This window comes from Pseudomonas sp. B707, assembly GCF_022496685.1.
GTDB lineage: Bacteria > Pseudomonadota > Gammaproteobacteria > Pseudomonadales > Pseudomonadaceae > Aquipseudomonas > Aquipseudomonas paraglycinae.
The window spans coordinates 1-21853 of the sequence record NZ_WTVE01000025.1 but is presented as its reverse complement, the minus strand read 5'-3'; the positions used below and the strand labels follow the sequence as shown (position 1 = coordinate 21853).

Genomic DNA, 21853 nt, shown 5'->3' with positions numbered 1-21853 from the left:
CACGGCAAACCGGCATTGCCCGGTGTCGCATTCATCACTCAGTCTGATAACGTGCGTCTATCGATTGCAGCCGGTATGCTTGGCCCGCATCTTCATGGACGCTTGCTATGACCCTCACAGAATTACGCTACATCGTTACCCTCGCCCAAGAGCAGCATTTCGGCCACGCGGCCGAGCGTTGCCACGTCAGCCAGCCGACCCTGTCGGTGGGCGTGAAAAAGCTTGAAGACGAACTCGGTGTGCTGATTTTCGAGCGCAGCAAAAGCGCCGTGCGCCTGACCCCGGTCGGCGAAGGCATCGTCGCCCAGGCGCAGAAAGTGCTGGAGCAGGCCCAGGGCATTCGCGAACTGGCCCAGGCCGGCAAGAACCAGCTGACCGCCCCGCTGAAAGTCGGCGCGATCTACACCGTCGGCCCGTACCTGTTCCCGCACCTGATTCCGCAACTGCACCGGGTCGCCCCGCAGATGCCGTTGTACATCGAAGAAAACTTCACCCACGTGCTGCGCGACAAATTGCGCAACGGCGAACTGGACGCGATCATCATCGCCCTGCCGTTCAACGAAGCCGACGTGCTGACCCTGCAACTCTACGACGAGCCGTTCTACGTCCTGATGCCTGCCCAGCACCCGTGGACCCAGAAAGAATCCATCGACGCCGCGCTGCTCAATGACAAGAGCCTGCTGCTGCTCGGCGAGGGCCATTGCTTCCGCGATCAAGTGCTGGAAGCCTGCCCGACCCTGACCAAGGGCAACGACGGCGCCAAGCACACCACGGTCGAATCCAGCTCGCTGGAAACCATTCGCCACATGGTCGCGTCCGGTCTGGGCATCTCGATCCTGCCGCTGTCGGCGGTGGACAGCCATCACTACGCCCCGGGCGTGATCGAAGTGCGCCCGCTGTCGGCACCAGTGCCGTTCCGCACCGTGGCCATCGCCTGGCGCGCCAGTTTCCCACGGCCGAAAGCCATCGAGATCCTCGCCGACTCCATTCGCCTGTGCTCGGTCGCCAAACCTGCCGCGCCGGTCACGGCCGGTTAAGCCAGCGTCATGACGGAGCTGTCGCAGGTGTCGGTCACCGCACTCAAGGGTGTCGGTGAAGCCATGGCCGAGAAACTGGCCAAGGTCGGTCTGGAAAACCTCCAGGACGTACTGTTCCACCTGCCACTGCGTTATCAGGATCGCACCCGCGTGGTGCCGATCGGCGCGTTGCGGCCGGGGCAGGACGCCGTGGTCGAAGGCACCGTCAGCGGCGCCGACGTGGTCATGGGCCGACGCCGCAGCCTCGTCGTGCGCTTGCAGGACGGCACCGGCGGACTGAGCCTGCGCTTCTATCACTTCAGCAACGCGCAGAAAGAAGGCCTAAAGCGCGGCACGCGGATTCGCTGCTACGGCGAAGCCCGGCCCGGTGCCTCGGGGCTGGAGATCTACCACCCGGAATACCGCGCCATCAATGGCGACGAACCGCCGCCGGTGGATGAAACCCTGACCCCGGTCTACCCGCTGACCGAAGGCCTGACCCAGGCGCGTCTGCGTCAGTTGTGCATGCAGACCCTGACCCTGCTCAAACCGGCCACCCTGCCCGACTGGCTGCCGACCAAACTGGCCCGCGACTATCAACTGGCGCCACTGGCCGACGCGATCCGCTACCTGCACAACCCGCCCGCCGATGCCGACGTCGACGAACTCGCCCTCGGTCATCACTGGGCCCAGCATCGCCTCGCTTTCGAGGAACTGCTGACTCACCAGCTATCGCAGCAACGCCTGCGAGAAAGCATGCGTTCCCTGCGTGCACCGGCGATGCCGAAAGCCACCAAGCTGCCGGCGAAATACCTGGCCAACCTCGGCTTCAACCCGACCGGCGCGCAACAGCGGGTCGGCAACGAAATCGCCTACGACCTCAGTCAGCACGAACCGATGCTGCGACTGATTCAGGGCGACGTCGGTGCGGGCAAAACCGTGGTCGCCGCCCTCGCTGCGCTGCAAGCGCTGGAAGCGGGTTATCAGGTCGCCCTGATGGCGCCGACCGAGATCCTCGCCGAGCAGCACTTCATCACCTTCAAACGCTGGCTCGAACCGCTTGGCATCGACGTGGCGTGGCTGGCCGGCAAGCTTAAGGGCAAGAACCGCGTCGCCGCGCTGGAGCAGATCGCCAGCGGCACGCCGATGGTGGTCGGCACCCACGCGCTGTTCCAGGACGAAGTGCAGTTCAAGAATCTGGCGCTGGTGATCATCGACGAACAACACCGCTTCGGCGTGCAGCAACGTCTGGCGCTGCGGCAGAAAGGCGTTGGCGGGCGCATGTGTCCGCATCAATTGATCATGACCGCCACGCCGATTCCGCGGACGCTGGCGATGAGCGCCTACGCCGACCTCGACACCTCGATCCTCGACGAACTGCCGCCCGGCCGAACTCCGGTCAACACCGTGCTGGTCACCGACACCCGCCGCGTCGAAGTCATCGAGCGGGTGCGCAGCGCCTGCGCCGAGGGCCGTCAGGCCTATTGGGTGTGCACGCTGATCGAAGAGTCCGAAGAGCTGACCTGCCAGGCCGCCGAAACCACGTTTGAAGACCTGACCGCCGCCCTCGGCGAGCTGAAGGTCGGGCTGATCCACGGCCGCATGAAACCCGCCGAGAAAGCCGCCGTCATGGCCGAATTCAAGGCCGGCAACCTGCAACTGCTGGTCGCCACCACCGTGATCGAAGTCGGCGTGGACGTACCCAACGCCAGCCTGATGATCATCGAAAACCCCGAGCGCCTGGGCCTTGCGCAACTGCACCAGTTGCGCGGTCGCGTCGGCCGGGGCAGCGCCGTCAGCCATTGCGTGCTGCTCTACCATCCGCCGCTGTCGCAGATCGGCCGCCAGCGCCTGGGCATCATGCGCGAGACCAACGACGGTTTCGTCATCGCCGAAAAAGACCTTGAACTGCGCGGCCCCGGCGAAATGCTCGGCACCCGCCAGACCGGTCTGCTGCAATTCAAGGTCGCCGACCTGATGCGCGACGCCGATCTGCTGCCCGCCGTGCGCGATGCCGCCCAGGCCTTGCTCGAACGCTGGCCTACCCACGTCAGCCCGTTGCTCGACCGCTGGCTGCGACACGGGCAGCAATACGGCCAAGTGTGAGCACCGTCGCAGTTTCTGACAGCTCGTTCCAACCAAGCTGGTTATACTCCTGCAATTGTTTCAAAAACGGATACAGACCATGACCGAAGCTGCTCTCGCCCCCGAATCACCGCACGCTCCGTCTGTTATTCGGCTGCTGCTCAACAAGCTGGGCGTCGCCTACGAAGAAGTGCTCGACCACCACGGCCTCAATGCCTCGCGCAAAGTGCAGGCCGTGTTGCTGGACGACGCGGTCGGTGCGCTGATGGTGCTGTTTCCACAGAGCCAGTTGCTGGATCTCAACCGCCTCGCCGAGCTGACGGGCCGTCGCCTGACCGCCGTGTCCACCGAGCGCCTGGAAAAGATGCTCGGCAAACACAGCCTGAGCCTGCTGCCGGGCCTGCCGGCGCTGACCAGCTCGCCGTGCCTCTACGAAGAAGGCCTGCTGCGCGAGCCGAAGTTGCTGATCAACTCCGGCGAGCCGGGCCTGCTGCTGGAAATCGCCAGCGAAGACTTCAAGACCATGCTGACCAAGGCCAGCGCCGCCAACTTCGGCGAAGCCCTGAGCAGCATCCGCCCGAACCTCGACCGCCCGGACGATGACCGCGAGGAAATCACCCAGGCCGTGCAGGCGTTCACCGCGCGGCGCATCCAGCAGCGTCTGGAAGCTACCATCGAAATTCCGCCGCTGGCCGAAACCGCACAAAAAATCATCAAGCTGCGCGTCGACCCGAACGCCACCATCGACGACATCACCGGCGTGGTCGAAACCGACCCGGCGCTGGCTGCGCAAGTGGTGAGCTGGGCGGCGTCGCCGTACTACGCCTCGCCGGGCAAGATCCGTTCGGTGGAAGACGCGATCGTCCGCGTGCTGGGCTTCGATCTGGTGATCAACCTGGCGCTGGGCCTGGCCCTTGGCAAGACCCTGAGCCTGCCCAAGGATCACCCGCAACACACCACGCCGTACTGGCAGCAGTCGATCTACACCGCTGCCGTCATCGAGGGCCTGACCCGCGCCATGCCGCGCGCCCAGCGTCCGGAATCCGGCCTGACCTACCTCGCCGGCCTCCTGCACAACTTCGGCTACCTGCTGCTGGCCCACGTGTTCCCGCCGCACTTCTCGCTGATCTGCCGCCACCTGGAGGTCAACCCGCACCTGTGCCACAGCTATGTCGAGCAACACCTGCTGGGCATCAGCCGCGAACAGATCGGCTCCTGGCTGATGCGCTACTGGGACATGCCGGACGAACTGGCCACCGCCCTGCGCTTCCAGCACGACCCGAACTACGACGGCGCCTACGCCGAATACCCGAACCTCGTCTGCCTGGCCGTGCGCCTGCTGCGCAGTCGCGGGATCGGCTCCGGGCCGGATGAAGACATTCCGGATGCGCTGCTGGAGCGTGTTGGTTTGACTCGCGACAAGGCCAATGACGTTGTCAGCAAAGTCCTGGAAGCCGAAGTCCTGCTGCGCGAACTGGCTTCGCAGTTCAGCCAGGCCTGATTTGCGCTCATAAAAAAGGCCCCACACTCAACCGAGTGTGGGGCCTTTGTATTTGATCGTTCCCACGCTCTGCGTGGGAATGCAGCCCATGACGCTCCGCGTCACAGCCTCACGCAATACTCAAGCAGCCTTGGCCTTCGCCTTCCGCGGCTTCAAATACTTCATCAACCCCTGAAACCACATCACCAGCGCCGGATTGCCCTTGAGCTGGATCGACTTGTCCTGAATCCCCTGCATGAACGCCAGCTGCTTGTTCTTCGCCTGCATCGTGGCAAACCCGAACGCCGCGTCTTTAAAGGCAATCGCAAACGCCGGCTCCGCCACCACCCCGGACTTGCTGGTAATGCGCTGATCCTTCACCACGAAATGCCGCGCCACTTTCCCGTCCAGAGTCTGTAGCTGAAACACCAGATCCTTGTCACCCAACTGCTGCTGGAACGCAGGATTTGTCCGACTGGCCTTACCCATCAACAGACCCAGCATCCACAGAAGAAAACGAAATTTCATGCGCACAGCCTCAAAAGGAAAATGAACGGCTGGGGGAGTGTAAGGGATTCGGACGGAATCGCCACTATCCAAGACTGATAGAAGACGATGCAGCGCTTTTCCTGCCAGATGACTACCAAGTCACGATTTCCATCCCTAGCCTTGATCGTTCCCACGCTCCGCGTGGGAATGCATCCCGTGACGCTCCGCGTCACACCATCCCCCCTTCCTACACCTGAAGAAACACATTCCTGTAGGAGCTGACGGAGGCAGCGATCTTTTGATCTTCTACCTCGCAAATCCTTGGGAAATGTCCTTCAAACTGCGGTGCTGTCCATGAACTAGGCAGGCTGGATCATCGTCGATAGCCTCTGTGTGTCACCGCAAAATCGGTGACTCGGACGTGCAAGTCCGGTTCAGGTGCACAATCGCAATGGCATTTCGCCGAGCCTTTTCCTATGCTCGCGGATCGTTATGGCGGCTGTGCGTCGGAGACCTTCGGGTCTGCCGGGCACCTGGACCGGTCTTGCACACCAACGCACAGCTGCCACCTATTTCGAAGTGCAAAGCGAAACGGTGTCAGCGTCTTAACTCCAGGGATGACATCCATGATCAAACCAACACCCAATCCCCCAGAAACACCCGAAACCTCCCCCTACGAATCCCTCGATTCAAAGAAACTCCACGAAGCCGCCGAACGCGCCCTCGACCACCACTTCAAACCCAGAGCCTCACGCCCCAAACGCCTGGGCGGCCTGTTCGCCCTCTGCCCCGACACCGACGCCGAAGCCCTCATGGCCAACGCCTCCGAAGACCTCCTGTCCATCAGCGCCATCGCCGCCAACCTGGCCGACGACCTCGACGGCCCCCGCCGCTCGATGGCACTGGGCCTGAGCAGAATGGCGGACGGCGTGCGGTTGATGGTGGAAGGCACGCTCGATCACATTGAGTTTCGGGAGTATCAGGCCAAGCCGTAGCTGAATCGCGGGCGGAAAAAAGGGGACGTTGAGTCCCCTTTCTCAAATACCTGAGTCACCACTGGCAGCCGGTTTCAGGCAAAGCACTCATATTGCTATCGTGCTCGAATATATATTTCTTTCCGGACTTGCGGTTTGTGTAAACGATTCCGTAAATGAAGGGATCCTGGCTCGCCATTACATAATCACCAGTCACCATGCCTCCGGACACCTCCACCCACTTCGTCGTGATTTCGGGAGGGCGGTTAGGGTTTGGAAACTCTTCTTCCGCGCCGCCATAAACGAGCGCAATTGCCTCTTTCGACTTGCTGTACTTGACGCTCGCACCTTGCCATTTGACGGTCGAGTCGTAATAGGTCCGCAATTCAAAATTGATGCTCTTGCCCTCTTGTGAGCGGAAGCAATAGACCTCCGTTTTGACCTCGCTGTGAGCCGTCACAGGAAAGAGGAACGACAGCGTAACGAACAATGCGCGCATTGATTTCAAACCGGTCATCCCTTCAACGGTTCAGAGGCAGCTGAAAGCGCATTCGCGCCGTGCAATAGACTGAATCTTCCCGGAGCACACGTTCGCTCATTTCGCAGTGCCCACTAGCGTATTGCTTAAATAGCGGATCATCGAGCTCAGCCCCTCCCAGTCGCTCGATTGAAGCCACCATTTCCCTCTCCCGGTTCTCACCGGCCCCGGCCATTACAGATGCCGATTTGTAGAAGCCATCAATCATCATCCCAGTCTGCAGAGCAACCAATTCCCCCAACCGGGCATTGGTTGTTTGCACCAGGCACCCAAGCCTTTCGATAGGCGCCTCTGCACCGGGCAAGGCCGACTGATAGATATCCTCGCAATACGCCTCTTTAAAGCGCACCCACTTCTTTTGCACATCGGTCAGTTGCTTCTTGTCAGCCGGCGCCAAACTGACCAGCGCTTTCTTGTATTGCTCATTCAGCACTGCATCGACTTTTTCGAAAGTCTGTTGACCGCAAATGATCATATCGGGATTGGAAAAGCTGTCGGGATTGCAGGTTTCCTGGGCATGCGCAGGAACCAGCAAAGCAGCCAAAGAAACACCCGCGACCAGCCCAAAAAACGCCTTGAGTTTGATCATGATCCGGATACTCCGGTGCTGCGCTCAGCTACCCGTCCAGATACCTTCGAGGCACCGAGCTCGGAGGCGCCGCACTTCAGCTCTTTGATTTGCTCGTTCTGAATTGGAATTACACAGGTGAGGCGCTTTTCGCCGATAGGACGAAGCTCTGTCAGGCTAAGTGTCACGTGCAAACCGTCGTCCGCAAATACGTGCCCCTCAAATCCCGCGTCGGCATAACCCGACCAAAACGACTTGCCATCAAAACTGCAAAAACGCTTTGAAGAAAGCACTCTCCAACCGCCGTTAGGCGCCAGAATCTGAACTGTCAAACAAGGACTGCCAAAGGTGCTGACATAACGCGCCACGACATCGCCGAAGCGCTGGGAGCCGGACAGGAACACCTTGTTGAGATCAACCACATTCCCCGGCTCGTCAGCGACGATTGTGTCCAGATAAGCCGCACGCTCCAGGCTCATTCTGGCAATGCAGTTGTTGATGGTCGTGACATGCGCTGCCATCCCCGGCTCAATTTCCGTGGCTTCGAGCGGGCACGTGGTGTCGCGCAGCTTGATCCAGGCGCGCTGGGATTCTCTGGTCATGGCAACCAGCGTCTTGCCCTGCTCCGGATCGCTCTGTTGCTGAGACTCGAAGCGCGCCAATAACTTCTTGTAGCTGATATTGAGCTGTGCATCGGCTTCCTTGCGGGCCGCCTCCACGCAGCGATCAACCTGCGAGCTCACGGTGATCTCTTTGCAGTTCTCCTCGGCCATCGCAAAGGAGGCAAACAGGCATCCGAAGGACAACGCTATAACGCGCACAAACATGTTCATTTTTTCATTCCCTGAATAACGGATCGCTCAACTGCACGTTGAGGTATTTTCTGCGCCTTACCGTCGGCACTCATTGCGTCGCGGTACTGGCTGTAATAGCGCTGCGCTTCGTCTTTGCGATCAAGGCGCCAGAGTGAATCGGCGATGTTCAACATCAGCACGGTGCGTTTACCGACGGCCTCAACGCCGCGATAAAACTTCAGTGCAAGCTCATCTTTGCCGCCCTCGGCCAGGTAAAAGCCTAGGTCGTTATAGGCCTGAACATTTTGCGCCGGGGGATGACACGCCATGTAAGACTCCGGACTTAAAAAGACCAGACCCCATTCGATGGACTCTGCGCGGGACTGCGCCGGTTCGTTACTTGAGACATGTTTCAGCAAGTCCTTTGGAGACCTCGTCTCCAGGGCGGGAGTGAGCACATCGCCGTCGCCGGTAACCCACTGATTGCCCTTCCACTGGCCGACACAAAAAGTGGCCGAACGATCAGCCAGCACACAACCGGTCTCCATGGAGATCACCGTGCAATGCTGTTGCGACACTAGCTTCTCTTCACCGTTTTCGTCCGACAACATGCCGAAGATCACCGGGTCGAGCAGCAAGGTTTTCTTGTCAGGACTGAGCATATTGGAGTGCCCATCGGCGCCAATATCGGCGCCAAAGAGCGGGAAGGTTTTGCCATTGGCGGTGAACCATGCAGTCGCCGAATCCACACCGGGCATCGCCCATTCTGTAGCCCGAAATGACACCGTGTTCCCGTTGACACCAACTATTGGCGGGTCTTCGGCAAACGCGCTCATAGCTCCGAACAGACAGCCGATCATCGATACCCACTTAAGGCTGTCCATAGTCGATCCTTTTCACTGACGGACTTTCCGACTGCAGCTGCCTCTTCGTCACGCCATAAGCCTTGATCAGCTCTTCCCAGGAGCCCTTCGAACCAAATGAGCGCTGGGTATTATCGAAGCTGTATTGCTCCAATCGCCCCGCCGTCGAGTAATACCCGCGCCATTCAGGGCAGGCGCCGCAACCGCCATAACCACCTATCGAAACAAGACTGCCCTTGGTGCCTTTCACACAATCCATCGCCACGACAACGTTACTCAGCATCTTCGCTTTCTTACCGTCAGACGTGAGCTGTGAAACCTTGTCGATGTTGCGGCGCAACACTTTGCCGCCAATGTTGATCGCCTGGTCGGAGCAAACCGGGATGAGGTGGGTTTCTGCGGCATCCACCGTCACGGATCGGCAGGACGACACCATCACCACTTCAACGCCGCCACATTGCATGACATCGCGCTGGGTGTAGGCATCCTTGGGAACGGCGAATGCTGGAAGCGAGAGCAGCAGCGAAAGGCTGCCCGCGAGTAGTCGGTTCATCCACTCATTCCTCATCAATCGACGGCGATTCCACGTCGGTCATGCCAAGCAGCCGGAACTCGTTGTTCACGAATTCGTAGTACCGATCCCGGTTACGGTTTTCCAGAGGATTTCCCTGGGCGTCTTCTTCGCCATCGAGCGTGACGCCGGAAATGATGATCAAGCGACTATCGGGCAGGTACGTCGTGTCGAAAGTGCTGCCGTCGTAGGCATTCGGAAGACCGCCAACGACATCACCGTTGTGGGCGTCCAGCACTTCGCCACAAATGGCGCCGCCGCCACAGCCGAACCTGTACAGGATGTAATGGCCGGCGAAGTTGACCTTGCCTTGCAGGGCCTTCGCACGGGTGCTGTCCATGACCGCGTTGCTTTGTTCTTGCTGCACCGGCTCATGGTTGGGGCCGCTGAAAACGGGGGTGACGGCGTAATCCTTAAAGTCGGGATCGGCGGCGAATGCCATGGAAGTGGCAGCTGATAGCAAGCTGCCGAGAACAATCGAAAATCCTTTCAAGTACTAACTCCATAACTGCAGTGAAAACCGTTGGCTTACTCAGACTGACCTTCATAACGCTGTGTCTGCGGGTTGAATTGCCACAGATGTGGTCGGGTCATGCCCTCTTCGCCCTTGTAGCGAATCCGCCCTCGCTTGTCCCTGATGTAGGAGTAGATCTCGATGTCCTTGAATTCACCGCCACCTTTGGGCGGACCGTCCAGAACTTTGACTCCGGCGAAGTAATCGCCACCCGAATACTTCAAGTAACCACGGCACTGGATCAGGAAGGCGAATGTGCTGTCCATCGATGAGCCAATGCCTACGCGGGAATTGAAGATGAAGTCTTCAATACCATCGCCATTTAGGTCGCCACGGAAGACCACGTGGCCTGGCTCGATAGAGAATTCTTTTCCATCGAGACTGGAAAGTATGTCTTCCGGATCTGCGCCGCTCTCCGGCCATTGCGATAAGAAATATTTGGAGTCAGTTTCCTGATTGCAGACACCTGCCGCCAGAACGGCCATTGGCAACCAGCTCATGCATAACACCAGCAGTCGTTTCACTTCACATCCTTCGAATTCATCAATTCCAATTCCCCATCCCGATACAACACTTCGCACCCCACCCAGGCCAGATCCACCTGCGGCATCACCGCCGACGGTTTGCGCAATTCCCGCAACAACGTCGAACCATGCGACAACCGTCCACCCATCCGCGCAATCACCGCCCGCGCTGACTGATAGTGCGCGTGGCGCCCCGGATCGAGGGTGTCTTCCAGCAAGATGTCTTCGCCAAGGATGCCCCGCACCTGCCCCGGGTAAATCATGAATCCGGTGGCTTGTTCGGCACCTTCGCGGCCGTCCTGCCAAAAGCTGCCGTCGCGCGTGCGGATGTCCGGGTGCGGCGCAAACCAGTGTTCGCGATCCGCCAGCGGCATGGCGTGATGCAGGCGGAAGAAGATGCGCATCAGGTTGTCGCGATACCACTCGCGCACTTGCAGGTAGTAACCACGCAGGCCTGGCAGGCCGGTTGAATGGGCGAGGCGGATCAGCCCTGACCATTGCGGGAAGGCCTGTAGTGGCAGCGCGCTCGACGCGGGTCGAGGTGTGGCCGGATCGGTCTCCCACGGCAGTCGATGGGGGCTGTTTTCCAGGTTGTCGTAAGCGGTGGGCGGTCGGCCCAGCCAGTGTCCGCCACTGCTGGCCAGCGCCGTGGCGATGCACAGATTGCCCTGCACCACGAACACATAGAACCGGGTGAACCAGTCGGCCAGTTGCTGACCGTCAGCACCCTGGGCGACGAGGTCGGTCAGTTCTTGGTCGAAGCGCCGCAAGCCGTGTTCAAGGCTCAGCAAATGCCCGCGAGCGATTCGCTGCATGCGCAGAAACAATGGCAGCGACCACAACATCCGCAGCGGTCGCCACGGCAGATGCGGGGTCGCGCCGCCGACTTCACCGGCATAGTTGCTGGCGCTGATGCCCCAGTCGGCCAACCGTGCGAGAAACAGGTCGTTGTTGATGTAGGACGCGCCGCCAAATACAGCCGTGAACGGCTCGTTGTCCTGCAACACCCGCGTATCCCAACGGGCCATGATCGCCGGAATGCTCGCGGCGGCCCGGCGCTGGGCGTACTCCACCAGCACGCTGGGTTGCGGCGGCAGGATCTCGGCGATGTTGGCGGCCGTCAGGTGACGGCGCCAGCCGTAGTCGCTGATCGGCCGGTATTGCAGCAGCCACAGTTGCGTACCGTCCCAGGCCCATTCGACATCGCCCGGCACATAGTGAAATACCCGCAAGACATCTTGGAGAAAGCGCCACAGCACATCTTCGGTCAAACCGTGGGCGGCTGTGAACGTGCCGCTGCGCCAGGCATCGCCGAGCCGCGAAAGCGTCGCCCGTTCCGGGCTGATCTGACCGTCGGCAAGGGACTCAAGATGACCTTCAACCCACTCGAGTTCCACCGACAGATGACGCACAAACGCGATGCCGGACACCTGCGGCGTGATGAAGCGCTGCACCACCACTTCCTCGACACTTTCGGCAGTCAGCTCGGCAATGCGCGCCGGCACGTTGGCGGCCGGCTCGCGCAGGTAGGTCGTGCTCAAACCGGCATTCGCCGAGTCGGCCTGATCTTCGCCATAACTGGAGGAACGCACCGCCCAGACCGCCTGTGGTTGGCTGGCGAGAAAGGTCGGTAGTCGCGGATCGTTGCAATCGTTGAGGGTCAGCGCCGCCGGCACCGGTTGCCGGGCCAGTTCCGCCAGACGCAAACGCCCGCCCTTGGTGTGCGCGACGAAGCCGCGTTCGCCCGACTCCAGCCACTGCGCAAACTGCGCGGGCGCGTCGATCCACGGGTAATGACCCCAACCGGGTTTGAGGCTGATAGTCAGGTCTGCGCGCGCAAGAATCGCCGACCATGCTGCCGCTTGCTCGATGCCGAGCACCTTGTCCTGATCGCCCCAGACCAGTTCGACCGGGTCGGTGATCCACTCCAGCAAGGGCAGCGCGGTGTCGGCACGGATCAGATCCCAGTGCGGCACAAACGCACGGCAGCGCGCATAACCGGCGCCCATGCGCTGATACTGCGCGGGCGTCCAGGTCTGGTTGGAGAACTTGCGCGCGAACAGCGTGGGTCTGTTCGACAGCAGCCAGTGAATGGACTTGCGGATCGGCAGCGGTGACATCAGCGCCGGCAATCGGCGCTGCCACAAAAAGGCGCCCACCGGCGCCAGCAACACACTGCGAGAAAAGTGCCCGGGCCGACGTTGCAGCGCATGCAGCACCAGCAATGCGTTGACCCCGACGGCCATGATCGCGCTGCCTTTTTGCGTCATCGCCAACAAGGTTTGGGCGTAAGCCGCCAGATCCTCGCAAGGCGGCTGCGGGTTGGCGCCGAAGCCCGGCAGCTCCAGCGGCACCACGTCGTAACGCTGAAAATGCGGCAGCGCATCATCCCACCAATCGGCGGCGCTGCCGTTGCCGGCCAGCAGGTACATCAGAGGCTTGTTCATGGGCGATTCTCAGGCCAGATCGCGCAGCGCGGCGTCGAGGGTCGGATAGCGAAACGTGTAACCCGCCTCGCTCAAACGCTGCGGCACCACGCGCTGACCGTCGAAAAACAGCTGAGCCATTTCCCCAGCCAACGCACGCACGGGCGCGGCTGGAATGTGGAACCACACCGGACGCTTGAGGACTTTGCCGACGTTCTCGGCAAAGGCTGCCTGACTGACGGTTTCGGGCGCGACCATGTTGTAGGTGCCGCGCAAATTTTCATCGTGGAAGGATCGAGCGATCACCTGAATCACATCGTCGCGGTGCACCCAGCTCATGATCTGCTGACCATCGCCCATGCGACCGCCGAAACCCAGGCGGAACGGGATCAGCAATGGCAACAACGCACCGCCCGGCCCGAACACCACGCCGAGACGCAGCACCACCTGACGCACGCCAAACTGCGTCGCGGGTTGCGCCGAAGCCTCCCAACGCGCACAGAGTTCGGCCATGAAACCGTCGCCCTTTCTGGCTTGTTCATCGAGGCTTTCGCTGGCATCGCGCACGCCGTAGAAACCGATGGCCGAGGCCTGAATCCACAGCGCCGGTTTATGGCTCGTGCACTTCAGCCAGGTCATCAAGGCTTCGGTGGTATCGACCCGACTGGCGAGCAGTTGCGCCTGCCGTTTGGGGCTCCAGCGTGGACCGGCGACCGGTGCGCCGGCGAGGTTGATCACTACGTCGAAGGGTTCGTCACGGCCGAGTTCGCTCAACGACCGTACACAGCGGACGCGACCGTCGAACAGGTTCGCCGCTTTCAGCGGATCACGCGCCAACACGCTGACGGTGTGGCCGGCATCGAGTAATTGATTGACTACGGCTTCACCGATAAACCCGGTGCCACCGGTGATCAGTACCCGCTTGTAGGCGCCGCCGGCAAACGGGTTGGATTTGCTCACGGCCCTTTCTGGCGGGGATGACCGACGATCATGGCGCAGCAACCAGATCAGCGGCGGCAACAGCACCAGCAGCGCAAAACCGTCGAGCCACAGATGCGACCAGACCTGTTGTTGAGCTGAAAGCCACATGTCCTGCGGCGCCCATAACAGAACACCAGCCATCAACCAGCCCCAAATTGCGGGAGCTTTAAAACGGTTGCCGAGGTGCACCAACGCAAGCATGTACAGCGAATAACTTTGCAGCGTCGCGCCGAACAGCGCGAGCCACCATACCTGCTGCTCGTGACCGGCGGCAGGGACCGCATCGGCGCCCCAGAATGCGAGTTCGAGGGTGTTCAAATAGCCGTCGAGTAATCCGGAATGACCGGCCCAGGTCAGCGTGAGACCGGCGAGCACATGCACGATCGCGGCGGCATACAGCCAAAGCACCATCGCGGAGCGAAGAGAGAAAGAGGGGGCTGGCATTCCGTGTCCTGAGCGCGTTCCTTGAGGGCGGGGAGTTTAAAGGAAAATGGGGGTTGTCAGATGCACAAGCGTTAAACGTTTACCGTGACAGGCTCACGCCCAACAAGTGCGGAAGCGCATCAAGCATGAACCCGAAATTCAAATGCAGTGGCTCGCCTTGATCGGCTCTGGACCTTGCGACTTCAATCGCGCCACGTTGTCGATGCTCAACCGATGACCTTTGTCAGCCGCCATTTGATAACAGGCTAATGCTCGGGACATATCCTTTGTTCCCAACTCGCCACCCTCAAAGGTAGAAGCCAGATAACTCATTCCCTCTATGGAGCCCATGTTGATTGCTCGAATGACCTGCTCTTCTGCCTGCTTGGGATGAAGACAAGGACCGTTATAGTCGGTGGAGTTTCCTGAACAAAGAAACGTGGCATAGCCCAACGCACCACTCGGTATTTTCGAGGCCGCTTTGAACAACGCCTCAACCTTGCTCGTTTCCAACTGAGACGCCATCTGCGAAAGGCTCAAGCTTGCCGCTGAGAGACTCGCCTGTGGGTCACCCGACTCTGCTGCACAGACATAGTTTTCCAGAGACGCTTCAATCAACTCCCCAGTCAGAGGGTATTGCTCAAGAAAACCTAACCCTCCTAAAGCTTCAGCACGCTGTTCGCAGAAATTCTCAGCGCGGCTCATTCCGGGGTTACGAGTTGCGACAAGATCCTTCTCACTCACTGACCAATCCTCAATCCCCTCAAGCACCCAACATGCCTGACGAGAGAAGTTGAAGATTTTCACATTGCTGTTGCCCGCCCGCTTATCGACCACGTTGACGTGACTGTCATCGACCTCTTCAATCTCGACTCCAGGTGTCTTGCCGGGTGTGATGGCGGCCATCAGCGGGTAGGTGAAGGAAGCTCCGCTGACGCCCGAGGTCGAAGGCTCAAAGGTACTACGGTCCTTGCCTGCTACCGGCTTCAAAACAAGCGACTTGACCGTCATCGCAGTGAGACGGCGCTGTAATTCACTGCTGGCGGAAAAGGCTGTCAGGAAAGCAGGGAACTCCTCCGAAGGACAAGCGCCGTTGGCCGGCGCTGTCGAAGTACTCTTGTCGGATGCAAGAGCAGGGACGATCTTGTCCAGATACGCCGAGCGTTCGCGACTCATTCTGGCGATGCACGAGTTGACCGCGAACACATGCGCTGGCATCCCCGTCTCGATCTCGAATGCCTCCAACGGACAATTCGCATCGCGCAACTTCAGCCATGCACGTTGCGACTCTTTAACCTTCGCCGCGTACTCCGCGCCCAATGCCGGATCTGCTCGATAGTCAGACTCAAGCCGCGCCATCAATTGCTTGTAGCTGACGTTCAGCTGCGTATCGGCAGCCTTCTTCGCCGCCTCCGAGCACGGCACCATTTCCAGGCTAGAGGTGACATTGCTGCAGCCATCCTGCGCATACACTGCTGAAACAGGCAGCAGCACGGCCAGCAGGGTAAAAACAAAACGTTTCACTATGTTCTTCCTTGAGTCATTCAGGCTTTGCGTTTGGCGAACCGGGTGACGCATTGCTTGGCTATGTTCATTTCCCAATAGGTGCTGAGCAAAGCTTTACGTTTTTTATCGACACGCAAATTAACGAAGCCATCGCCACAGTCCGGCTGTAACTCTTTGAAGGTGCCCGTTCTGGCTTGGTAAATGAATACCCGGTAGTAGTCGTAAGTGCCCATGCCGTCATCGAGCTGCCGGACCGCGAAATCCTTGGCGCCGTCAAAATTGAAATCATCGACCTGCACATGGAGTTCGTTTTCGGCTTGAAAATCGATTGTCCGCGACTCGTTATGCGTTTCGCCTTTAACCGCGATGTTCAGCGTGGAGCCTTCGAGAACCAGCGCCGCCTCGACGCCTTGGGTTGGGCTGAACGTCGACGTCTCGGCAAACGCCTGGAGGGTCCACATCAAGCCGAGCAGTGGTACCGCTAGATTTTTGAATTGCATGTACTTGCCTAACTTTCACTGAAAAACGCGGCTCGTCTCAATTGCAGTTTTCCCGAGATTTCGCCGCCTGTGGAATACGTCCACCTTTTCCGTTTTTTGTCATTTGCGCGATGTATTCCTTATAAAGCGGACATGCGTCGGACCTCATTCCTATATCCCAATAGGCATCTGCCAAATTTAGTGTTGCAACGACTCTCTCCGGGAATTTTTTATGAATCTCCCTCAAAAGCAAAGCAGCTAAAACATTGTTTTTGCTGCGATACAAATAATAAGCATAGTCATTTAAAGGTCCGACATTATCATCAGCAACAATCAAAGTCAGCTCATACACCAGCTCTTGGGGAATGTTCCGCCTTACCTTATTCCCGCTATCATCGAGCCCATAAAATAATTCTCCTTTTTCACCCTGAGGAAGCTTGCTAAGGATATATTTGAAGTCTTTCCTGATTTCTGCAAGCTGAGTCTCATCACTCAAATAGCTAAAATTCGGTGCACTTTCTGAGAATTGAGAGAACAAAGTGCAACACGCTATACGCTGAACATTAAATTGCTGAGGAAATAGCAATTCAATTGGCGCCTTCTCACCACTCAAGGTATATTTTTCATCTCTACTAGGCTCCACCCAAGTAGATTTTTTATAGAGAACCCAATCTTGCTGCGCAGAACTCCATTTAAAACTGAACTGCGTGAGATCTGTATTACGAGTATAAAAATCCAGCAGCAACGAGAATTCACTTGGTAAATAACCTACAGACAACCCACCGTCTCCAAGCTCAAAATTTCCCGAAACAGACTTATTACTCCCGCCAATATCGATAGTGATTCGCGAAATTGTGCCGTCATCCTCGAGTGGGCTAACACTATACGGATCGCAGATTCCATCTCCATTCAGGTCAGCCTCGCAGCCAGAGCTCGCACTTGCCGCTGTTGCCATGAACGTGAGAATAAAAAAAACAGCTACTTTGATCATAAGGTCCCCCCAAGTGCGACGATACGCGCTTCCGCGTACTGTTTAGCTACCGATGCTATTCGTCCTGACGCATAGTAAGTGGTATTGGTATTACCACTAACAGACGAGTCCGAGTTATATAAATCCAAGAACCTTTTATATCCGATTATTGCTTGCGCAGCATCCGGTGTCTTCCCAGCTTTTCCACCCGCGGGATCGCTCCACAGACCCCAAGCAAAGGAAAACTTAGCTTTATTATATGCCTTGCTATCGAGCAAATCATAGGCGCCAGATTTATTCAACTTCGCACAACCTTTAATATCCAAGGCTTTCAAAGCATTGTTCAAAAACAACAATCTTTCATCATAATGGTTCAAACCACCATTCACTAAAATCGTGCAATATATAAAATCATCGGCATCCGAGTGCGTGAGTATTTTTTTATAGTCAACCCAATACCATCCCGCCGACAGTACGCTATGCGGCAACTGACCGAGTTTGTTATAATTTGGCGCACCTATAAAACTCTCACCGGCAAACTGCCCATAGGCCTCATAATTGACTCTATGGGTAATTTGCATAAGACCACGACCAATGTAAGGGTGATATGTAGGCAAAGGTTTATCTGGGTCGAGACCTTCTACTGTGTAGTGCAGATGTCCGCTCTCGTGCAGCATTTGCGCAAGGATATGCGCCTTACTTATACACTTAGCTACCCCAGACCTCTCAAACATCTCACCTAAAAGATCTGTATATTTATCAATATTAGCCTGAGTCGCTGAAGGATCGATCAATTTCATTTGATCTTTAGTAATGGTATCCGAGCAGCTACAACCACCTGCATGTGCAAATGACGAAATTAGCCCAATAGGATGAATATGTTGCACACTCGCATTGCTGGTAATTCCATGCTGACCCAACAGCTTGCTCCACCAACTTAGCTTCTCAATTCGCGCCTTTTCTTCTACCCATTCTTCATGGGGTTCAGAATCGCTATGCCCAATTATTTCGTCTAGGGCATCCCACTTATCTTTTTTAAAGTCCCACTCATTTTCATAACGGGTGACCATTTGCGATATTGGCTGAGAGAACCAAGGTTTGTTCAATGCTTCTGCAATCTCAGTCGGGGCGATTTTTTTATCCCCGTCCCGATCAAGTATTTTATACAGCTTCTCGTTAACGGAACCCGCAATAGCCGCCTCCACGTTTGGCAAATAGCCTTCACGCTCCTGCTCACTGAGATTCTCTTGGGCATGTAAAAACGCTGCAAAGTGATCAGCGTTGCTGGTGGTCTCTTCGATAAAATCGAAGCCATTCCACTCAAATGGTGAATGTCGCGAAATGACTATGTCTTGCTCCGCAAACCACCCATCAATCCCGTTACCGTCCTTGTCCCCCAAAAGACCATCTAGACGCCACCAATACGTGGTTGTCGTTGACTGCCCCATTGTGACTGTTTGTTTTATTTTTTTGTCCGCAGGTAGCGTCTCCAGCAATCCTACAGGGACATAAAAATCGTACCCCACATCATTCCCAGCGTCTGATGCTTTAGGAGGATTTGTAGCGTTCATACCTTGCACGTGGGTAATAAGCTTGGTGCCTACAGGTATTTTGACTATCGATTTCTCAGCGACGGGGGCCCCTGCGGCTTTAGCTTTACTCTGCTCAGTGAACGCCTTCACATCCTCACAGCTGAAAACCTCTAGGTGCAAGAGATTCTTCGGAGCTGCATCTGAATGGTTCTGATACTTGCCAACATGCCCCAGAATCTCACCAGCTTTGATCTTGTATGTCGGAGAGAGAACAACAACATCTCCCATTGGGCTGTGCGGCTCACTCTTTGGCGTAAGTGACTGCAACCAAATAAACCCAGGAAGCTTCCCATCCGCACCGGGCGCTAAGGCCGGAGTCGCCTGGCCACTGACGATTTCGGCGAGTTTACGAAAGTTGTTAGGTGTCGCTTCGTCACCAAGCCGTACTTGTGCGCCTGCTGGTAAGTGGCTAAGCGGGAGGCCGCTGGTATGGGCGCCGCGGATATTCGCTCCGTGCTGAGCGCCTCCAGGGACAGGATCTTGAGCTTCGTTACCCACAAAATACTTGCCACCTCCCAAGTCTTTCAATTGCCCCTTATATACCCATCCGCCCGCAGGCAAGCCTGCGATTTCAGGACTAACGCTGATAACCGCAACCCACATTTGATTCGCTGGGGCAGGTTGTGTAACCACGGTCGTCCCCCGGGGCAAAACTGCCAAGACGGGAAAGTGCCCGGCGTTACCACTTCGCATCCGGATACCCAAAGGCTTGTCTGGAGCATTGGCCTTAACTTCATAAAGCCCCTTTCCCCAAAAGCCCGGCCGGTCTTTAAGCGTAGGGTTCGCTTTGTAACCCTCCCAATCCAGCAAGTGCATATAGAGGCTGAAAAACGTCAGGCTTGGCCCTGCCACTGGCGAGCTTGCCGGGGCCGCCCCGGCTGCAGGCGCCGGAGGTGCCGGTAACTCAAGTCGATGCTTAACCAGCACAAACCCCGTCGAATAAACCGAGTGCGTCGAGCCAAAATCCGAAGTCGGATATTTCTCGTCAATACGGTAGGCGACGACTTCTCCATCAGCGATGCACCTGACCTCCGTCAGATCCTTCACCAACCCCGAAGCTTCATCGAAATGAACACCACCATGCCAAAGACCATTGGCCCCCAATGGGTAGTAACCATCCTTCGCTTTAGCTAACGCTTTGTAGAACTGCTGCGGATCGGTCGCTTCAGCTGTTCCAACTTTCAGGGGATACGACCATTTTTGAATTTTGTTCGTTGTCTCTGTCATTACCAATTACCTAAATTCTGATCCCTGGTGGCTTGGATTGCCGTCGATGTCTTAACCGGAAAAATTGAGCATGCGTTTTGGCTTGCGTTTGGCCTGTTCTTCAGGCGCATTCAACAACGCCTGATCCATCAAACTCCCCGCCTTATCCTTATCCGCCGCCCCCGGCAGCACCGGCGGTTTAATACCGATCCCGGTGCCACTCCCAGCCGACCCGCCAGCATTAATCTTCACCACCGGCCCAACCACCGTCACACCACCGCCATCGAGCTTGATGAAACTGCCACCGCCGAGAATCGTCAGCTCAGTTCCCGCCTCAATGACAATCTTGTCCCCCGCCTTGATGTGAATCTCTTTGCCGACGCTGGTCAGTTGCGCCGTCCCGAGCTTCACATGCTGGCTCTCACCAATGGTCAGGTGGTCATCCATACGCGCTTCGATCTTGCGGTCGGAAATCGTGGTGCGGTGTTCTTCAGCCTTCAGCTCGGTGTAGGTGTTCTTCACCACGGTGTCGTGACGTTCATTCCCGACCCGAATCTTCTGATCGTGCTCAACGTTTTCATCCCAATCGCTCTGGGCGTGGATGAATATTTGTTCGGCGCCTTTTTTGTCTTCGATGCGCAGTTCGTTGTAGCCACCGCCGCCCGGGGAGCTGAGGGTTTTGAAGACGCTGCGGGTTTTGTTCGCCGGGAGGGCGTACGGCACCGGGTTTTCCTTGTGGTACAGGCAGCCGGTGACCAGTGGCTGGTCGGGGTCGCCTTCGAGGAAGGTGACGAGGACTTCCATGCCGATGCGCGGGATGGAGATGGCGCCATAGCGGTCGCCGGCCCAGGAGCTGGAGACGCGCAGCCAGCAGCTGGTCTTGTCGTCGGCCAGGCCTTCGCGGTCCCAGTGGAATTGCACCTTGATGCGGCCGTATTGGTCGCAGTGGATTTCTTCGCCTTTGGGGCCGGTGACCATGGCGGTCTGGCTGCCGAGCACGCGGGGTTTCGGGTGCTCCAGCGCGGGGCGGTAGAACACGTCCCACGGGGTGGCGAGGAAGGTGTTGCGATAGCCCTGGTGGAAGTCGTCCTTGTTGTCGGTGGTGTCGCTGGTCACCGACTCTTCGAGGACTTGCGGCTGTTTGCCTTCGTGGAAGATTTCGGTGAGCAGCCACAGGTCGTTCCACTCGCTGCGCGGGTGGTCCGACATTTCCATGAAGTGGCCGCTGACGAGTCTGGTCTGGTCGCCGCGACCTTCGGCCTGGCGGTAGTCGGCACGGTGGCGTTCGAGGGCGCGCTGGCTGAGGAACTTGCCGCGCGCGCGGTCGATGAAGCGGCCGGGGTAGTCGTAGTCTTCCAGATCCGGTTCAGCGTTTTTGCTATCGAGAGCGCCGTCCGGTTTGTACGCCGCCTCCATTTGCAGGCGCGGTTTCTCGAAATCGTAGTCGCGGCGGGTGGTGCGGCTGGTGCGGGTTTCCAGGCGCAGCTTGAAGCCTTTGATCACCGGCTCTTCGGCGACCATGCCGCTGCCCTGCACGTACGCGGTCGGTTGGCCGAGGTTCGGGAATACGGTCTGGTCATCGCCGAACACCAGCAGGTGGCCTTTCTTGCTGTGCTGGAAGTGGTAGTGAATGCCTTCTTCTTCGCACAGGCGCTGGACGAAGTGCAGGTCGGTTTCGTCGTACTGCACGCAGTAGTCGCGATCCGGGCACGGCTGGCTGAGCTGGAAGCTGTAGGCGTTGCCCTTGATGCCGTGCTCGTCGAGGATCAGCGCGATGATTTTCGGCGCCGACATCTGCTGGTAGATGCGCTGGTTGGTGCGGTGATGCAGGTATTGCAGCTGCGGCACCAGCGA

Annotated in this window: 19 protein-coding genes; 4 read left to right on the top strand and 15 right to left on the bottom strand. The window is 57.8% G+C overall.

All coding sequences use genetic code 11. The features are described 5' to 3' along the window. Nucleotides 1-107: 107 nt before the first annotated feature. From GQX66_RS12640 to GQX66_RS12630, 3 genes are all read left to right on the top strand, one after another. Complete coding sequence (locus GQX66_RS12640) at nt 108-1037, top strand: hydrogen peroxide-inducible genes activator (protein WP_007954418.1); 930 nt, start codon at nt 108-110, stop codon at nt 1035-1037. A 9-nt stretch (nt 1038-1046) separates the two neighbouring features. Further along, nucleotides 1047-3122, top strand: coding sequence for an ATP-dependent DNA helicase RecG (gene recG, locus GQX66_RS12635; RefSeq protein WP_240869533.1), 2076 nt, complete (start codon nt 1047-1049; stop codon nt 3120-3122). Between the two features lie 79 nt (nt 3123-3201). Next, nucleotides 3202-4602: an aminoacyl-tRNA deacylase and HDOD domain-containing protein gene (locus tag GQX66_RS12630; RefSeq protein ID WP_039765182.1), complete on the top strand. Its 1401-nt coding sequence runs from the start codon at nt 3202-3204 to the stop codon at nt 4600-4602. Nucleotides 4603-4722: 120 nt separating this feature from the next. Here the strand turns inward: GQX66_RS12630 and GQX66_RS12625 are convergent, their stop codons facing one another. Next, nucleotides 4723-5109, bottom strand: coding sequence for an SCP2 sterol-binding domain-containing protein (locus GQX66_RS12625; protein WP_007954413.1), 387 nt, complete (start codon nt 5107-5109; stop codon nt 4723-4725). A 587-nt stretch (nt 5110-5696) separates the two neighbouring features. Here GQX66_RS12625 and GQX66_RS12620 point away from each other — a divergent pair. Continuing rightward, entirely contained in the window at nt 5697-6065 is a 369-nt protein-coding gene (locus GQX66_RS12620; RefSeq protein ID WP_240869515.1) for a DUF6124 family protein, read from the top strand. A 55-nt stretch (nt 6066-6120) separates the two neighbouring features. Here GQX66_RS12620 and GQX66_RS12615 read toward each other — a convergent pair whose 3' ends face one another. From GQX66_RS12615 to GQX66_RS12550, 14 genes are all read right to left on the bottom strand, one after another. Next, the gene (locus GQX66_RS12615; protein WP_240869507.1) at nt 6121-6561 is read right to left on the bottom strand and encodes a hypothetical protein; all 441 of its coding nucleotides are present in this window, start codon (nt 6559-6561) and stop codon (nt 6121-6123) included. Nucleotides 6562-6565: 4 nt separating this feature from the next. Beyond that, nucleotides 6566-7171 carry a lysozyme inhibitor LprI family protein gene (locus GQX66_RS12610; RefSeq protein WP_134023027.1) on the bottom strand — a complete coding sequence of 202 codons (606 nt, stop codon included), beginning with the start codon at nt 7169-7171 and terminating at the stop codon, nt 6566-6568. Next, nucleotides 7168-7977, bottom strand: coding sequence for a lysozyme inhibitor LprI family protein (locus GQX66_RS12605; RefSeq protein ID WP_134023037.1), 810 nt, complete (start codon nt 7975-7977; stop codon nt 7168-7170). The genes GQX66_RS12610 and GQX66_RS12605 overlap by 4 nt, the downstream gene beginning before the upstream one ends. A gap of 2 nt (nt 7978-7979) precedes the next feature. Next, nucleotides 7980-8828, bottom strand: coding sequence for a tetratricopeptide repeat protein (locus GQX66_RS12600; RefSeq protein ID WP_134023029.1), 849 nt, complete (start codon nt 8826-8828; stop codon nt 7980-7982). After that, nucleotides 8815-9360, bottom strand: coding sequence for a hypothetical protein (locus GQX66_RS12595; RefSeq protein ID WP_134023031.1), 546 nt, complete (start codon nt 9358-9360; stop codon nt 8815-8817). The genes GQX66_RS12600 and GQX66_RS12595 overlap by 14 nt, the downstream gene beginning before the upstream one ends. A gap of 4 nt (nt 9361-9364) precedes the next feature. Next, nucleotides 9365-9820: a hypothetical protein gene (locus tag GQX66_RS12590; protein WP_039765437.1), complete on the bottom strand. Its 456-nt coding sequence runs from the start codon at nt 9818-9820 to the stop codon at nt 9365-9367. Nucleotides 9821-9906: 86 nt separating this feature from the next. Then, the gene (locus tag GQX66_RS12585) at nt 9907-10416 is read right to left on the bottom strand and encodes a hypothetical protein (RefSeq protein WP_111539323.1); all 510 of its coding nucleotides are present in this window, start codon (nt 10414-10416) and stop codon (nt 9907-9909) included. Beyond that, on the bottom strand, nt 10413-12863 hold the full coding sequence (locus GQX66_RS12580; protein ID WP_240869502.1) for an alpha/beta fold hydrolase: 2451 nt from the start codon (nt 12861-12863) through the stop codon (nt 10413-10415). Before GQX66_RS12580 ends, GQX66_RS12585 begins: the two co-directional genes overlap by 4 nt. A gap of 9 nt (nt 12864-12872) precedes the next feature. Continuing rightward, on the bottom strand, nt 12873-14267 hold the full coding sequence (locus GQX66_RS12575; protein WP_240869498.1) for a TIGR01777 family oxidoreductase: 1395 nt from the start codon (nt 14265-14267) through the stop codon (nt 12873-12875). A gap of 138 nt (nt 14268-14405) precedes the next feature. Next, nucleotides 14406-15770, bottom strand: coding sequence for a lysozyme inhibitor LprI family protein (locus tag GQX66_RS12570; protein WP_064600451.1), 1365 nt, complete (start codon nt 15768-15770; stop codon nt 14406-14408). Nucleotides 15771-15790: 20 nt separating this feature from the next. Continuing rightward, nucleotides 15791-16252: a hypothetical protein gene (locus GQX66_RS12565; protein ID WP_064600452.1), complete on the bottom strand. Its 462-nt coding sequence runs from the start codon at nt 16250-16252 to the stop codon at nt 15791-15793. A 37-nt stretch (nt 16253-16289) separates the two neighbouring features. Beyond that, a complete protein-coding gene (locus GQX66_RS12560; RefSeq protein WP_172829512.1) occupies nt 16290-17222 on the bottom strand; it encodes a hypothetical protein in 933 nt (310 codons plus the stop codon). Then, nucleotides 17219-20020 (bottom strand): hypothetical protein, encoded by a 2802-nt coding sequence (locus GQX66_RS12555; protein ID WP_064600453.1) that lies wholly within the window; start codon nt 20018-20020, stop codon nt 17219-17221. Before GQX66_RS12555 ends, GQX66_RS12560 begins: the two co-directional genes overlap by 4 nt. Before the next feature lie 51 nt (nt 20021-20071). Continuing rightward, nucleotides 20072-21853: type VI secretion system tip protein VgrG (locus GQX66_RS12550; protein ID WP_240869494.1), on the bottom strand; the 1782-nt coding region annotated here is incomplete at its 5' end.

Coding starts and splice junctions, on each gene's coding strand:
- GQX66_RS12640 (WP_007954418.1), top strand. CDS start 108: ATGACCCTCACAGAATTACGCTACATCGTTACCCTCGCCCAAGAGCAG.
- recG (WP_240869533.1), top strand. CDS start 1,047: ATGACGGAGCTGTCGCAGGTGTCGGTCACCGCACTCAAGGGTGTCGGT.
- GQX66_RS12630 (WP_039765182.1), top strand. CDS start 3,202: ATGACCGAAGCTGCTCTCGCCCCCGAATCACCGCACGCTCCGTCTGTT.
- GQX66_RS12625 (WP_007954413.1), bottom strand. CDS start 5,109: ATGAAATTTCGTTTTCTTCTGTGGATGCTGGGTCTGTTGATGGGTAAG.
- GQX66_RS12620 (WP_240869515.1), top strand. CDS start 5,697: ATGATCAAACCAACACCCAATCCCCCAGAAACACCCGAAACCTCCCCC.
- GQX66_RS12615 (WP_240869507.1), bottom strand. CDS start 6,561: ATGACCGGTTTGAAATCAATGCGCGCATTGTTCGTTACGCTGTCGTTC.
- GQX66_RS12610 (WP_134023027.1), bottom strand. CDS start 7,171: ATGATCAAACTCAAGGCGTTTTTTGGGCTGGTCGCGGGTGTTTCTTTG.
- GQX66_RS12605 (WP_134023037.1), bottom strand. CDS start 7,977: ATGTTTGTGCGCGTTATAGCGTTGTCCTTCGGATGCCTGTTTGCCTCC.
- GQX66_RS12600 (WP_134023029.1), bottom strand. CDS start 8,828: ATGGACAGCCTTAAGTGGGTATCGATGATCGGCTGTCTGTTCGGAGCT.
- GQX66_RS12595 (WP_134023031.1), bottom strand. CDS start 9,360: ATGAACCGACTACTCGCGGGCAGCCTTTCGCTGCTGCTCTCGCTTCCA.
- GQX66_RS12590 (WP_039765437.1), bottom strand. CDS start 9,820: ATGGCATTCGCCGCCGATCCCGACTTTAAGGATTACGCCGTCACCCCC.
- GQX66_RS12580 (WP_240869502.1), bottom strand. CDS start 12,863: ATGAACAAGCCTCTGATGTACCTGCTGGCCGGCAACGGCAGCGCCGCC.
- GQX66_RS12575 (WP_240869498.1), bottom strand. CDS start 14,267: ATGCCAGCCCCCTCTTTCTCTCTTCGCTCCGCGATGGTGCTTTGGCTG.
- GQX66_RS12565 (WP_064600452.1), bottom strand. CDS start 16,252: ATGCAATTCAAAAATCTAGCGGTACCACTGCTCGGCTTGATGTGGACC.
- GQX66_RS12560 (WP_172829512.1), bottom strand. CDS start 17,222: ATGATCAAAGTAGCTGTTTTTTTTATTCTCACGTTCATGGCAACAGCG.
- GQX66_RS12555 (WP_064600453.1), bottom strand. CDS start 20,020: ATGACAGAGACAACGAACAAAATTCAAAAATGGTCGTATCCCCTGAAA.